Below are 14273 nucleotides of genomic sequence, written 5' to 3' on the forward strand. Positions count from 1 at the left end.
CGACCGTGCTAGATTCCCGGCCGACATGATCAAACGCGTGATACCGCCCTCGAAGACGGCCCGTTCCCTGCTTGTCGCCGCCTTGGCCACCCTCGCCTTCGGCCTCGTCCTCGCCGTCACCGGATTCTTCGGCCCCACCGAATACGGCACGGCCGAGCGCCGCATCACCGTGCAGGCCGGCGAGGAGTTCACCCTCAAGGTCCCGGCCCGGCCCTACATGGGCGAACACTGGTACCTGGCCGACCCGAAGCCGGACGCCGACGTCCTCGACTACAAGGGCACCCACGAGGACATCGAAGGCACCGACGAGGACATCGTCGGCGGCGGGGACGGCACGGCGTACTTCGACTTCACCGCCCGCGCCAGGGGCACGACGACGGTGACGCTGCTGCACTGCCCGTTCGCCCGCTGCGCCGGCGTCGCCCAGACCAGGGCCACCGCCGTACCCGTCCCCACGGCCGACGCGACGGACCGGCCCGGCGATGAGCCGGCGTTCTTCCGCTACGAGATCACCGTTCGCTGACGGTCCCCCCAGTCGGTCGCGGTGCGGCGCCGCCGCCCGTGCCGCGGCGCCGCACCCCGTGCGTCAGAGGATGGCGACGCAGAGCACGACGGCGACGAAGGCCGCCATGAAGACCGCGATCTGCTTGCCCGTCATCTCTTCCATCGGCCGCCCCGAGCGCCGCAGGGCGAGCTGGCGCCGCAAGTACCCGGCGAAGACCAGCCGCAGCACCGCCAGCGGCAAGGTGCCCAGGATGAAGAGCTGCAACGCTTGCCGCGCCCCGTCGCCGGACCCGCGCAGGACCGTGCAGAGCCCGGTGGCGAGCACGACGGACGCCGCCGCGATCAGCTTGCCCCTGGTCTTCGGAGCCAGGGACGCGGCCGCCGCCGCGAGGGCGAGGGCCGAGAGGGTCGCGGCGATCCACCAGTGGGTGAGCGTGAAGTGGGCGGTGAGCATGAGCGTTCCTACCAGTCGAAGATGTCGCCGAGGGTGTCCGCCACCTCGGCTGCGGCACCGGCCACGGCGCCCCCGACCTCGGAGATCTTGGCGCCCATGTAGCCGCCCACCTCGTCCAGGTAACCGAGCTTCTCCAGGATCTTGCCCTTGCCGAAGAAGATGCCACCGACCAGGAACCCGGCGAGGTCTTCGTTGAACTTCTTGCTGGGGACGCCCCAGCCAAAGCCGGCCATGACCACCTGCGCGCCGCTGAGACCCCAGGACACCAGGCCCACGGTGCCGGCGACGGCCAGGAGAGGCGGGCACCAGAACGAGGCGATGGCGAGCCCTGCGGAGGCCACACCGGCGGCCATGGACCAGTTGCCGAGGGCGGCGTTCCAGTCCTTGGCGCTCGTGATGTCCGAAGGCAACAGCCAGTACTCGGTGTTGCCCTCTTCCTGTACTTCCTTGTCGACCGGGGTCTTGCCCTCGGTCTTGTAGGCCACGGCCTCCATCGCGATCGTCTGCGCCTTCGCCTCGGCCTCGGCCCGGCGCTTGTCGGCGGCGATCTTCTTGGCCGCGCTGGCGGCGGCCGCGGCCTCCGCGTGGCTCTTGCCGGCCGCGATGGCGTCGGCCTGCGCCTTGGCGGCGGAGGACTGCGCGTCGTACGCGTACGACACGGCCTCCTTCGCGGACGTCAGGGCCTGGCGCATCGAGTAGTTGGCGGTGATGGCCGCGGTCCGCGCGCTCTTCGCGGCGCTCTTCGCGGCCGCGGCGGACTCGGCGGCCTTCTGGGCGGAGGCGTCGGCGTCGTCCGCGTTCTTCTTCGCCTCGTCCGCCGATGCCTGGGCGTCCTTGTAGTGCTGGTCGGCCTGGTTCGACCAGTAGGTCGCGTCGTCCGCCGCGGCGCGGGCCTCGGCCGCGGCCTTGGACGCACGGGCGGCGTCCTCGAGCGCCTTCAGAGCGACGTTCGACGCGTGCGCGATGGACGCGCGGATCGCCGCCACGTGGGTGGCGTGGTCGTGGTCGATGCGGGCGGCGTGGAACTGGCCGGAGGCGACGAAGCTGCGCCGCATTTTGGCGGAGCCCTCAAGGGCGATCTTCGCCGCTGCCTGCATGTACGGGCCGCCGGTGTTGAGCAGGCGCAGCACCTCGACGTTGTCGTCCTCCTTGACCGCCTCGGCCAGTTCGAGGGCGAGGAAGCGGTGCATGGCGATCGCGCTGCCGTTGTCGAGCGCCGCCTGCGCCTTGGTCCTGACGGCGGTGCCCGGGTTCTCGTTCAGGAGCTTGAAGATCTTGAGGCGGTACTCCTCGGCCCCCGCCGCGATGGCGCCGCTGGAGAGGAACTTGGTCGGTGCGTCCTCGTCGGTGCTGGCGAGAGCGGCGTGGGCGGCCTGGGCCACGTCCGCCGTGGACATCCGGGCGACGGCCAGGACGGTCTCGCGGTCGTCGATGCGCTGGGCGAGGCCGCGGTCGGCGTCGATCCAGTTGATGATGTCCTCGTCGTTGCCCGCCAGGGCGAACTCGGCGGCCTCGCGGGTCCACGTACCGCTGGCGGTGAGGAGCTTGGAGGCCGCCTTACGGCCGTCCGTCACGGCCTTCGCGATGTCGCCGGACTTGAGTGCCGTCTCGGCGGCGGCTATCAGGTCCTTGATCTCCGACGACGTCTTGTCCGCCTCGGTGCGCTCCCGGTCGGCGCGGGCGGCTTCGTCCGTCTCGGCCTTCGCCTTCTCCCGGGCCAGGATGATGCCGAGTTCGACCTCCTCGGTGAGCCGGGCGGTCTCCGCGTCACGGGCCGCCTGCTCCACCGCCTTGGCTTCCGTGACCGCGTCGTGGGCCTTGTTCGCGGCGGCCACCGCGGCGTTGGCGTACTCGGTGGAGCGCGTGGCGTACTCGATGGCCTTGCCCGCGTTGACGTACGCGTCCTCGGCCGCTGTCGCTGCCTTGTCGGCGTGGTCGGCCGCGCTGTTGGCGGCGTCGCGGGCGGTCGCGGCCGCGGTGGCCGCGCGGTTGGCCAGGGTCTGGGCGGTGTTCGCGGCCTTGGTGGCGCGGGCCGCCGCGGCGTCGGCCTCGGCGGCGGCCGCCTTGGCCGCGGCCGCCTGGGACTGGGCGACGCCCGCCGAAGCGGCGGCGTCCGCCGAGGCGCTGGCGGCCGCGGCGGCGTTCTGGGCGGCGGACGCCGCGGAGGCACCCGCGGACGCGGCCGACCTGGAGGCGATCGAGGCCTGGTCGGCGGCCTGGGCCGCGGTACGCGCCTTCTCGGCGGCGGCCCTCGCGCCCTGGGCGGCGAGGTTCGCGGCCTCGGCCTTGCCGGCGTCCTTGGACGCGGCGATCGCGGCGTGGTAGGCGCGGGCCGCGGCGTTGCCGGCCGTGGCGGCGGCAGCGGCGGCGGCCTGGGCGGCGGAGGCCGCACGGGAGGCGGCGCTCTGGGCCGTACGGGAGGCGGCGATCGCCCGGTTGGCGGCGGAGGCCGCGCCCTGTGCGGCGGACGCGGCGGCGTTCGCGGCCTTCGCCGACTTGGCCACGTCGTTCTGGGCCGCGCGAGCCTCGTCCGCCGCCTTCAGGGCCGCGGCCTTGGCCTTCTCGGCGGCATCCTTGGCCATGACGGAGGCGGCGACGGCCTGCTCCGTCTTCAGCCCCGCGATCTTGCCCTCGCGCTCCACGATCGCGACCAACTGGTCGATGGTCGCGGCCTCTTGGTCCCGGGCGCGGGCGATGTGCTGGCCGGAGGCGAGGAACGTACGGATCGCCTCGGGCGAGCCGTCGTTCAGGGCGCGCTGCGCGTACACCCTCACCTGGGGCGAGGCGGTGCTGAGGATCCTGAAGACCGCGACGCGGTCGTCCTCCTCCTGCGCGATGAACCGGCCTTCCGTGAGGAAGGCCTTGAGTGCGGCCGGGGTGTCCGTGGTCAGCGCCTCACGGGCCTCGCGCTGCACGCCCTTGCCGCTGTTGTTGAGGACGGTGAACACCGCCTGGCGCAGGTCCTCGTGGTAATCGGCGGCGTAGCCGCCGGCCAGGTAGGCGCTGATCGCGTCGTCACCCGTGCCGAGCGCCGTGTTCGCCGATGCGCGGACGGCCTTGCCCGCGTACGGCAGACCCGAGATCAGCGCGAAACGGTTGTCCTCCGCGCGGGCGACGGGCAGTTCCCTGGTCAGGAAGTCGGTCAGGGCGGCCGGGGTGCCGGTGAGCGCGGCCAGTGCGGCCTGACGGACCGCCTTGCCGCCGGTCTTGAACGCCCAGACCGCCTTGCCGCGATCGGTGTTGGGCAGGTTCTCCGGGGGGCCGTCGGTGGGCAGCGTCTCGGCCCAGGCGGCGGCGCGGTTGAGGACGAGGCTCGAAGTGGCGGCGACGGCCGTGCCGGCCGCGAGCGCGCCGAGAACGCGCCGTCTGCTCCAGAAGATCGTGTTCAAAGCGGTCCCTCGGGAAGAGAAATGGAAATGCGCCCCGTGACCCTAATCAAGTCACCTCGCATTGACCACCTGAGGATTCGCCGCAAAAACAAGCGGAAGCCAGGCAAGTTGACCGAACTCGGAAGTATCGCGGCAGTGCGTCACCAAGCCGTGATCTCTTGGATGTGAACTCTTGACGGAATTCACTACAACCCTTTTCCGGTGTGACGCAGGTCACGGTCCGACCTTGGAGGCTTCTGCCGTTTGGTCCGTCTTTGGCGTTGGACGCCAAGCGGAGCGGGGGTTTTCATATGGGAAATCGCGCCGGGGGGTGTGGCTTTGATGGTGCGGTTTCCTTAACGTTCCGGAATTCATCCGGAACCGACGACGAGGACAGTGATGAAGGCACGTAGCGCAGTAATGCGCATGGTGGGCGCGGCCGTTGCGGCAGGCGCCCTGGCATGGGTCGCGGTGATGGGGGGTCAGGCGGAGGTATCCCCGCGGGTCACTTCCGTCGAGGCCGTCGCCGACGCGGCGCCCGGATACGCGGTCGAGGACTACAACTACCCGCAGGCCGACAAGATCCTCGCCGAGAGGAACATCGTCCTCAAGCGCGGTGACGGCCACATCGTCCTGGCCGACTGCGGAAGCGAGACCGGCCTCATGGAGGTCTGGGCCCGCAGCAAGGACAAGATCTGCTTCAAGGTCACCGGCAAGAGCGGCTGGCTCTCCCTGGAGATCCCCTCCGTCTACGGCATCAAGGGCAGCCTCAACCAGACGGCGCAGGTCGACATGACCGTCGGCACCGAGGAGAAGAGCTTCGACGTCGAGAAGAACACCTGGACCGCGGTCGGCGAGAGCGCGGACGAGCAGGGGCGCGAGCACATGCTCGTGGAGATACGGACCGCCGCGTAGCGCCCGCCGAGCACCTGTTCACCCGTAGACCTCTCAGCAAGGAACCGAAGGACACCACGGTCATGCATCACACCAGACGCCTCCGCCTCGCCGCGCTCGGCGCGGCCCTGGCCGCGGGCCCGCTCGCGCTGTGCGCGACGCCCGCCTCGGCCATCACCGGCGGCACCGCCTCCACCGACACCACGTACGCCTACACCGCGCAGATCACCGTCGGCCCGCACGACCGCGGCTGCTCCGCCGCCCTGGTCGACGCCGAGTGGCTGCTCACCGCGGCCAGTTGCTTCGCCGACGACCCGGCCGTGAGCCTCGCCGTACCCGCCGGCGCCCCGAAGGTGAAGACCACCGCCATCATCGGCCGCGCCGACCTGATGGGCACCCAGGGCGCCGAGCGCCGGGTCGTCGAGCTCGTCCCGCGCACCGACCGCGACGTGGTCCTGGCCCGCCTGAACCGCCCCGTCACCAACGTCGCCCCGATCGCACTCGCCACCACGGCACCCGCCGCGGGCGAGGAGCTGAAGTTCGCCGGGTACGGCCGCACCGGGACCGAGTGGGCCCCGCTCACCCTGCACACCGGCACCTACACGGTGAACTCCGTCGCCACCACCGACGCCACCGTCACCGGCAAGGACGGCGCGGCCGCCTGCTCCGGCGACGCCGGCGGCCCGGTGGTCCGCGGCACCACCCTCGTCGGCCTCAGCAGCACGTCGTACCAGGGCGGCTGCTACGGAATCGACGCCACCCAGACCAGCACCGGCGGCGCCATCGCCCGCGTAGACGGCCTGGCCTCCTGGGTGAACTCCAAGACCGGCGCCACCCGCATCACCGACTTCAACGGCGACGCCATCGCGGACGTCGCCATCGCCGACCCCAAGGCCACGGTCGGCAGCGACACCGAGGCCGGGGTGGTCCGGATCGTGTACGGCGGCGGCAAGGGCACCGCCGAGATCAACCAGGACCTCGACTGGGTGGCCGGCGGTGCCGAGTCCGGCGACTGGTTCGGCGAAGCCCTCGACACCGTCGACTACAACGAGGACGGCTACACCGACCTCCTCGTCGGCACCCCCGCCGAGGACGTCGGCGACGCCGTCGACGCGGGCTTCGCCGACGTGCTGTACGGCGCGGCCGGCGGCCTCGGCACCGGCAGCCAGAAGGCCACCCACCTCGAACAGGGCGCCGGCGCGGGCGCCATCGCCGCGTCCGCCTCCGAGGCGGGCGACCGCATGGGCCACGCCGTGGCCGCGGGCCACACCGCGGCCGGTGAGCCGTACCTGGTGATCGGCGTGCCCGGCGAGGCACTCGGCACCATCAAGAAGGCGGGCAACGTCTTCTACCTGCGCGGCACCAACAACACCTCGGTCCACCAGGACAAGACCGACGTCCCCGGCACCGCCGAGGAGAACGACGGCTACGGCACGTCGGTCGCGGCCAACGCGCACCACATCGCCATCGGCGCGCCCAGCGAGAAGATCGGCACCATCACCGGCGCCGGCGGCGTGGCGCTCTTCTCCCACACGACGCACGCCGACGGCCACCCCAAGCCGCTGGCCGGTCTGGACCAGGAGCTGGGCACCGTCTCCGGCGGCTCCGAGACGGGCGACGCTTTCGGCGCCTCCCTCGCCCTGGTCGAGTACCGCCCGTCGGGTGCCGCGTCCGCCACGGACTCGTTCCTGGTCGTCGGTTCGCCCGGCGAGGGGCTCGCCGTGGAGACCGGTGGCGCCGAGCGGGCCCAGGCGGGCCGCGTCGTGACCTTCAAGGTCACCAACGCGGGCGCGTTCACCGAGGAGGACGTCCTCTGGCAGGGCACCGCCGACGACACCGTGTCGGGCACCGCCGAGGCCGACGACCGGTTCGGCGAGAAGGTCACGGCCATCAACACCGCACCGCGCGCGGTGAGCACCTCCGGCAACCTGCGGGTCGCGGTCGGCGTGCCCGGCGAGGCCGTCGGTACGGCCACCAAGGCGGGCGCGGTCGAGACCTTCCCGCTGCTCGGCACGGCCGGTGACTCCGAGGTCTGGATCGAGGCGGGCAACTCCGCGGGCCTGCCCGGCAGCCCCGGCGCCGGCCAGTACGTGGGCCGCAGCATCCACTTCACCGGCAGCCACCTGTACATCGGCATGCCGTACGGCCCGTCCCTGGGCGCCGTGCACGCGCTGCCCTGGTCCAACGTGAGCGGCGGCACGAAGGCGGCCGTGACCACGTACCAGCCCGGCTCGGGCGGTCTGCCGTCCGTCGGCGCGCGCTTCGGTTACGCGGTCCGCTAGCCGGTACGCGGGCCGGCACGGCCACGGCGGCGAACAGCGCCCCCGGCTCCCTGAGGGAGCCGGGGGCGCTGCGCGTGCGCTTACCCTGGTGTCCGTGCACATCGGACCCGGGGCCTCGGCGGCGCGCCTCACCGGCCGGGCGGTGGTCGGCGAGCGTCCGCTCTCCGGTGCGCTCACCCACGTCACCCTCGACAACGGCCACATGGTGATGGTCAAACGCGGCGACGCCCCCGCCGCCGTGACCGCCGAGGCGGCGGGCCTGCGCTGGCTGGCCGACGCCGGCACCGTCCGCGTCCCGGCCGTGCGCGGCCAGGACCACCACTGGCTGGTGACCGACCATGTGCCGACCGGGCCACCGAGCGCACGGGCGGCCGCACGCCTGGGCCGCGCCCTGGCCGGGCTGCACGCCTCCGGCGCGCCCGCCTTCGGGGCCGCCCCGCCCGGCGGCCCTGAGGCCGCGTACATCGGCCGGGCTCCCATGCGCAATGCGCCCGGGGACAGTTGGCCGCACTGGTACGCCGAGCACCGGGTGCTGCCGTACCTGCGCGCCGCCGTCGACGCGGGCACCGTGCGGCCCGCCGAGGCGGCCCTGGTCGAGGACGTGTGCGCGCGACTGCCCGGCCTGGCGGGCCCCGCCGAGCCGCCCGCGCGGCTGCACGGCGACCTGTGGAACGGCAATGTGCTGTGGGGTGCCGACGGGCACGCCTGGCTGATCGATCCCGCCGCGCACGGCGGCCACCGCGAAACCGACCTGGCGATGCTCCGGCTGTTCGGCTGCCCCCGGCTGGAGCAGATCCTGGACGCGTACCAGGAGACGGCGCCGCTGGCGCCCGGCTGGGCCGAACGCGTCGGGCTGCACCAGCTCTTCCCCCTCCTGGTGCATGCGGTGCTGTTCGGCCGCGGCTACGCCGAGCAGGCCCTCGCGGTGGCACGGGCGGCCGCAGCCCGTTGACCCCGGTGCGCGCCGCGGGAGTGGCTACGACACGTCCGGGCCCGTACGCAGGTGGAAGACCGCGAGGTTGAGGTCCCTCACGGCGTGCCGGGCCGCCTCGGCGTCCTCGCCGTGGTCGATGGCTTCGAGCGCGGCCGCGGCCGCCGTGCGCACCGCATGGGGCAGACCGTCGTCCGCGGCGATGCGGTACGCGACGGTCCGGCGCGCCAACCGCTCGTCGGCGGAGACGCCGCCGCCCGTCAGGGGGAACACGGCGGCTTCGTAGGTGGAGATACCGAGGAGCACTGCTTGCGCCAGCCCCTCGGCGTAGCCGTGGCCGTGGGCGTCCTTCGCGGCCCGGTCGAATCCGGCGAAGACCCGCCGGCGGATGAGGAGGGAGCCGGTCAGGACACCGGCGCTTGTCAGGACGCCCGCGATCACCGCGCCGACGGGCCCGCTCACGAGGAGGCCGCCGAGAGCGGCCAGCACGCCGCCGGCGAGCGTGAGTTCCACGGAGATGAGCAGGTGTACGCGGGCGACGGCGCGGGTGTTCATGCCGGGCATTATGCCGACCGGCGGCGATTGCGGAGCGCGACGGGCGTACCCATAAGGTGCCCCCATGCCTGCTTCGTTGAGTCCCACGAAAACCGCCGCCGCGCTGCGCACATCGGCACGTGTCTCCGTCGAATTGCTGTTGGTCCTCATCGCAGCCTCGGTGGCCCTGTGGCTTCTGGGCCGGATGTGGTCGGTGGTCTGGCCTCTCATAGTGGGCTTGTTCCTCACCACACTGACCTGGCCGCTGGCGCGCCTTCTGCGCCGGTGGGGGTGGCCGCCGGCCCTGGCCGCGTCGGTGGTGACCGTGATGTTCCTGCTCGTGGTCACGGGCATCGTGGCGCTGATCGCGGTTCCGGTGGCGTCCCAGTCCGGCGAGCTGGCCGACGGTGTGGTCGCGGGCATCCAGCGGCTGCGCGAGTGGGCCGCCGGGCCGCCGCTGAACATCGGCGACGACCAGATCACCGGTGCCCTCGACACGGCCGTGGCCCGTATCCAGGACAGCATCGGCAGCATGGTCACCGCGGTGGTCGCCGGAGTGAGCACCGTGGTCAACGGCGTGGTGACCGCCGTCCTGGCGCTCTTCCTGATGTTCTTCTTCCTCAAGGACGGCCCGCGGTTCCTGCCCTGGCTGACCCGTCAGCTCCCCGGCCGGCTGGCCACGGACGTCCCCATCGTGGCCGCGCGCAGTTGGGAGACCCTCGGCGCGTTCGTGCGCTCCCAGGCGTTCGTCGGTCTGCTCGACGCCGTTCTCATCGGCATCGGCCTGTGGATCCTCAAGGTCCCGCTGGTGCTCCCGCTCGCGGTACTGACGTTCGTGTCCGCGTTCGTGCCGATCGTGGGTGCCCTCTTCGCCGGTCTGGTCGCGGTGCTCATCGCCCTGGTCTCCAACGGCCTGACGGACGCCCTGATCGTGCTGGGGATCATCGTGGTGGTGCAGCAGCTCGAAGGCAATGTGTTCCAGCCCATGATCCAGAGCCGCGGGCTCGGCCTGCACGCGGCGGTGGTCCTCCTGGCGGTAGCCCTGGGCGGCAGCCTGGCCGGCATCGTGGGCAGCCTGCTCGCGGTACCGGCGGCCGCGCTGATCGCGGTGGTCTGGAACTACGTGCGCGAGCAGTTGCGGGAACCGGAGGCCGAGGAGTCGCACCCCGGGGCGGCCGTTCCCTCGTAGCGCCCGGCCGCCCGCGCCGGTGGTGGCGTATGCCCGCCACCACCGGCGAAAACGCGTGGACTGTGCGGACGCCCCTGCGGGACACTCCGTTTCCTCACCTGCTGGGGCACTGCACAGGGTTGGGATGGGATTGTCAGACTTAGCCAAAGATCTGCCGAGCAAGGGCTCGGTACTCCTCGCGCTTCGTCACTACGGACGGGAACTGACCCGCCTCCGGTGGCTGACCGTGCCGGCGATGCTGCTGCCGGCGCTGGGCAACATCGGAATCCAGTACATCGCGCCGCTGGTCGTCGCCAAGCTCGTCGGCCACATCGCCGGCGAGGGCGGCGGCGCCCTCGCCGTAGGGCCGATGCTGCCCTACGTCCTGGGCTTCGCCGGTGTACTGCTGTTGGCGGAGGCGCTGTGGCGCATCGGACTGCACTGCCTCAACCGCCTGGACGCCCGTGGCATCGAGCACCTGTACGTGGTCGGCATGGACGAGCTGTTCGCCAAGGACGCCGCGTTCTTCCACGACAACTTCGCCGGGTCGCTGACCAAACGCGTCCTGAGCTTCGCCACCCGCTTCGAGGAGTTCGTCGACACGCTGACGTTCTCGGTCATGGGCAGTTTCGTGCCGCTGGTGTTCGCCTCGGTGGTGCTGTGGCAGTACGACCCGCTGCTCGTGGTCGGGCTCCTGACCCTGATCGCCCTCACCGCGCTGGGCGTGGCGCCCCTGATCCGGCGCAGGCAGGCGCTCGTCGCCCAGCGCGAGCAGGCGATCGCCCGGGTGTCGGGCCATGTCGCCGACAGCCTGATGAACATGGACACGGTCCGGTCGTTCGCCGCCGAGGAACGGGAGGCCGCCGAGCACCGGTCCCGCGTCGCGGAGTCGCGGCGGCTCACGCTGCGCTCGTGGGACTACGGCAACCTGCGCATCGACACGCTGGTCGCGCCGATGTCCGTGCTGACCAACGTGCTGGGCCTGGTGCTCGCCCTGGCGCTCGGCGCGGGGGAGCAGGGCGTGGAGGCGGTCATCGTCGCCTTCACCTACTACGCGAACGCCACGCGGATCATGTTCGAGTTCAACCAGATCTACCGCCGCCTGGAGAGCTCGATGACGGAGGCGGCGCAGTTCACCGAGCTGCTGCTGGAACCGCCGACCGTCCTCGACCCGGCGTCCCCCGAGCCGCTGACGACCACGTCGGCCGACGTGCGCTTCGAGGGCGTGACCTTCGGTCACACGGCGGGGAAACCGCTCTTCGAGGGCCTCGATCTGGCGGTGCCGAGCGGGACGAAGGTCGGTCTCGTCGGCCGCTCCGGCGGAGGCAAGACCACGCTCACCCGGTTGCTGCTGCGGATGATGGACATCGACGCCGGCCGCATCCTCATCGGCGGGCAGGACATCAGCCGGCTCCGCCAGGCCGACCTGCGCGGTCTGATCGCCTACGTACCGCAGGATCCGGCGATGTTCCACCGGACGCTGCGGGAGAACATCGCGTTCGCCCGGCCGGACGCCACCGACGCCGAGATCCGCCGCGCGGCGGAGGCGGCGCACGTGACGGAGTTCGCCGACGCGCTCCCCGACGGCTTCGACACGATGGTGGGCGAACGCGGGGTGAAGCTGTCGGGCGGCCAGCGCCAACGGGTGGCGCTGGCCCGGGCGATCCTGCGCGACGCTCCGATCCTCCTGCTCGACGAGGCGACCAGCGCGCTGGACTCGGAGAGCGAGATCCTCGTCCAGGACGCGCTGTGGCGGCTCATGGACGGGCGGACGGCGCTCGTGGTGGCACACCGGCTGAGCACGGTCGCCACCATGGACCGGCTCGTCGTCCTCGACCACGGACGGATCGTCGAACAGGGAACGCACCAGGAACTGCTCGCCGCCGACGGCTCCTACGCGAAGCTGTGGCAGCACCAGTCGGGCGGCTTCCTCGACGACACCGCCGCCCCGGCCGGCCTGCACTGAAGCGGGGCGGCGCCAATTCGGTGGCGGGCCCGGGCCATTACGGCGAACATGCGACGCATGAGCGACCAACCCGCGCGATGGACCCAGGCGACGGTCTACCCCGACATGTGGGCCGATCCGGCCGACGACCCCCGCAACAACGAGAACACTCCGGAGGGCGAGCTCGCGACGCTGCTGGACTTCCTGGCGAACTACCGCATCACCCTGCGGATGAAGTGCGAGGGCCTGGATGCGGAGCAACTGGCCCGGCGGTCGGTTCCGCCGTCGACGATGTCGCTGCTCGGCCTGGTCCGGCACCTGGCCGAGGTGGAACGCGACTGGCGCAACTGGATCACCGACGGCGACCCGCTGCCGAGGCTGTACGGAGAGAAGGACGCGGACTTCGACGGAGCCGTCGCCGACCAAGCCGTGGTCGACGCCGCGTACGCCGATCTCGAGCGCGAGCAGGCCGCGACCGACGCCGCACTGGCCGGGCACCCGGACCTGGGCGAGCGTGTGGGGAAGGACCGGATCGCTGTCCGGGAGCTGATGGTGCACCGGATCGAGGAGTACGCCCGGCACTGCGGGCAGGCCGATCTGCTGCGGGAGTGCATCGACGGAAGGGTGGGCCAGTGACGGGGCCCGGGGCTCCCTGCTCGTCCCGGGCACGGCGGGGCGTCGTCCGGGCGGCCGGGGTGGACGGTCGACGCAGGTGTCCGGCTGTCCGCTGGTAAAATCGGGGCACGCTTCGACATCGCCGGGGTCCGTACCGAGGGGTACGGACCCCGGCGCGTTCCGGGCGCCCGATCGAGGAAGGTTCCCCATGAACGCGAAGCCGCAGGCCCCTACAGCGCCGCAGACGGTGGCCCCCGGCCTGCCGCCGGCCGAGTCCTTCGACGCCCTCGGGCTGCCGCCGGAGCTGCTGAAGACGATGGCCGGCCTGGGGGTGAACGAGCCGTTCCCGATCCAGGCGGCGACCCTGCCCGACGCGCTGGCCGGGCGCGATGTCCTCGGCCGGGCGCGGACCGGCTCCGGCAAGACGCTCGCGTTCGGGCTCGCGCTCCTCGTCAGAACGGCAGGCCGGCGAGCCGAGCCGAAGCGGCCGCTCGCACTGGTCCTGGTGCCCACCCGGGAACTCGCGCAGCAGGTGGGCGACGCGCTGACCCCGTACGCGCGGACGCTGAACGTGCGCCTGGCGACCGTGGTCGGCGGGCTGTCGATCAACCGGCAGTCGGCCCTGCTGCGGGCCGGCGCCGATGTGGTCATCGCGACGCCGGGGCGGCTGGCCGACCTGGTGTCGCGCCGGGACTGCCACCTGGGTCAGGTGCGGATCACGGTGCTGGACGAGGCGGACCAGATGTGCGACCTGGGGTTCCTGCCGCAGGTCTCGGACATCCTCCAGCAGGTCCGCCCCGACGGGCAGCGGCTGCTCTTCTCCGCCACGCTCGACCGCGACGTCGACCAGTTGGTACGCGACCACCTGCACGACCCGGTGCTCGCCTCGGTCGACCGGGTGGCGGGCGCGGTCACCACGATGGAACACCACGCGCTGAACATCCACGCCGCCGACAAGTACGCGACCGCGACCGAGATCGCCGCGCGGGACGGCCGGGTGCTGATGTTCCTGGACACCAAGGCGGGCGTGGACCAGTTCACCCGCCACTTGCGGGCCAGTGGCGTACGCGCCGCCGGCCTGCACAGCGGGAAGTCCCAGCCGCAGCGCACGCACACCCTCGCCACGTTCAAGGACGGGGAGATCACCGTACTGGTGGCCACCAATGTCGCGGCGCGGGGCATCCATATCGACGCGCTGGACCTCGTCGTCAACGTCGACCCGCCGGCCGACGCCAAGGACTACCTGCACCGGGCCGGGCGCACGGCGCGCGCCGGGGAATCCGGGAAGGTGGTCACCCTGGTCACCCCCAACCAGCGGCGTGATGTGAACCGGATGATGTCCGACGCCGGAATCCGGCCGGTCGTCACCCAGGTGCGCTCGGGCGAGGAGAGGCTGACCGCCATCACCGGGGCGAAGCGCCCGCCGGCCGGGGCGAGGACCGGCAGCGGCAACGCACCCTTCCGCGGTCTCGGCACCCGTCCGGGCCGCCCCGCGAAGGAGTCCCGCAAAGCCGCCGAGGCGCGCAAGACGGCGGAGGCCCGCGCGGCGGCCCGGGTGCGCAAGGGCCGCTGACGCCG

Annotated in this window: 11 protein-coding genes; 8 read left to right on the forward strand and 3 right to left on the reverse strand. The window is 72.3% G+C overall.

What is annotated here, in order from left to right; translation table 11 throughout:
* The first annotated feature begins 25 nt into the window (after window positions 1–25).
* Window positions 26–523 (forward strand): protease inhibitor I42 family protein, encoded by a 498-nt coding sequence (locus tag AB0J57_RS06020; protein ID WP_366126763.1) that lies wholly within the window; start codon window positions 26–28, stop codon window positions 521–523.
* A 63-nt stretch (window positions 524–586) separates the two neighbouring features.
* Here the strand turns inward: AB0J57_RS06020 and AB0J57_RS06025 are convergent, their stop codons facing one another.
* Window positions 587–958 (reverse strand): hypothetical protein, encoded by a 372-nt coding sequence (locus AB0J57_RS06025; RefSeq protein WP_366126764.1) that lies wholly within the window; start codon window positions 956–958, stop codon window positions 587–589.
* Window positions 959–966: 8 nt separating this feature from the next.
* Complete coding sequence (locus AB0J57_RS06030; protein WP_366126765.1) at window positions 967–4347, reverse strand: ALF repeat-containing protein; 3381 nt, start codon at window positions 4345–4347, stop codon at window positions 967–969.
* Window positions 4348–4725: 378 nt separating this feature from the next.
* Between AB0J57_RS06030 and AB0J57_RS06035 the strand changes: the two genes are divergently transcribed.
* The 3 genes from AB0J57_RS06035 to AB0J57_RS06045 all read left to right on the forward strand — a co-directional run bounded on the left by AB0J57_RS06035 (window position 4726) and on the right by AB0J57_RS06045 (window position 8454).
* Window positions 4726–5241 carry a hypothetical protein gene (locus tag AB0J57_RS06035; protein WP_366126766.1) on the forward strand — a complete coding sequence of 172 codons (516 nt, stop codon included), beginning with the start codon at window positions 4726–4728 and terminating at the stop codon, window positions 5239–5241.
* 62 nt (window positions 5242–5303) lie between these two features.
* Entirely contained in the window at window positions 5304–7502 is a 2199-nt protein-coding gene (locus AB0J57_RS06040) for a trypsin-like serine protease (protein WP_366126767.1), read from the forward strand.
* A 94-nt stretch (window positions 7503–7596) separates the two neighbouring features.
* Window positions 7597–8454: a fructosamine kinase family protein gene (locus AB0J57_RS06045; RefSeq protein WP_366126768.1), complete on the forward strand. Its 858-nt coding sequence runs from the start codon at window positions 7597–7599 to the stop codon at window positions 8452–8454.
* Between the two features lie 24 nt (window positions 8455–8478).
* Here the strand turns inward: AB0J57_RS06045 and AB0J57_RS06050 are convergent, their stop codons facing one another.
* Window positions 8479–8988 (reverse strand): hypothetical protein, encoded by a 510-nt coding sequence (locus tag AB0J57_RS06050; RefSeq protein WP_366126770.1) that lies wholly within the window; start codon window positions 8986–8988, stop codon window positions 8479–8481.
* Window positions 8989–9052: 64 nt separating this feature from the next.
* Here AB0J57_RS06050 and AB0J57_RS06055 point away from each other — a divergent pair, with 64 nt between their 5' ends.
* From AB0J57_RS06055 to AB0J57_RS06070, 4 genes are all read left to right on the forward strand, one after another.
* Window positions 9053–10156, forward strand: coding sequence for an AI-2E family transporter (locus AB0J57_RS06055; protein ID WP_366126771.1), 1104 nt, complete (start codon window positions 9053–9055; stop codon window positions 10154–10156).
* 124 nt (window positions 10157–10280) lie between these two features.
* Complete coding sequence (locus AB0J57_RS06060) at window positions 10281–12101, forward strand: ABC transporter ATP-binding protein (protein ID WP_366126772.1); 1821 nt, start codon at window positions 10281–10283, stop codon at window positions 12099–12101.
* A gap of 48 nt (window positions 12102–12149) precedes the next feature.
* Entirely contained in the window at window positions 12150–12716 is a 567-nt protein-coding gene (locus tag AB0J57_RS06065) for a DinB family protein (protein ID WP_366126773.1), read from the forward strand.
* A gap of 187 nt (window positions 12717–12903) precedes the next feature.
* On the forward strand, window positions 12904–14268 hold the full coding sequence (locus tag AB0J57_RS06070; protein ID WP_366126774.1) for a DEAD/DEAH box helicase: 1365 nt from the start codon (window positions 12904–12906) through the stop codon (window positions 14266–14268).
* Window positions 14269–14273: the final 5 nt, after the last annotated feature.

This window comes from Streptomyces sp. NPDC049837 (assembly GCF_040674455.1).
In the GTDB taxonomy this organism is placed as follows: Bacteria; Actinomycetota; Actinomycetes; order Streptomycetales; family Streptomycetaceae; genus Streptomyces.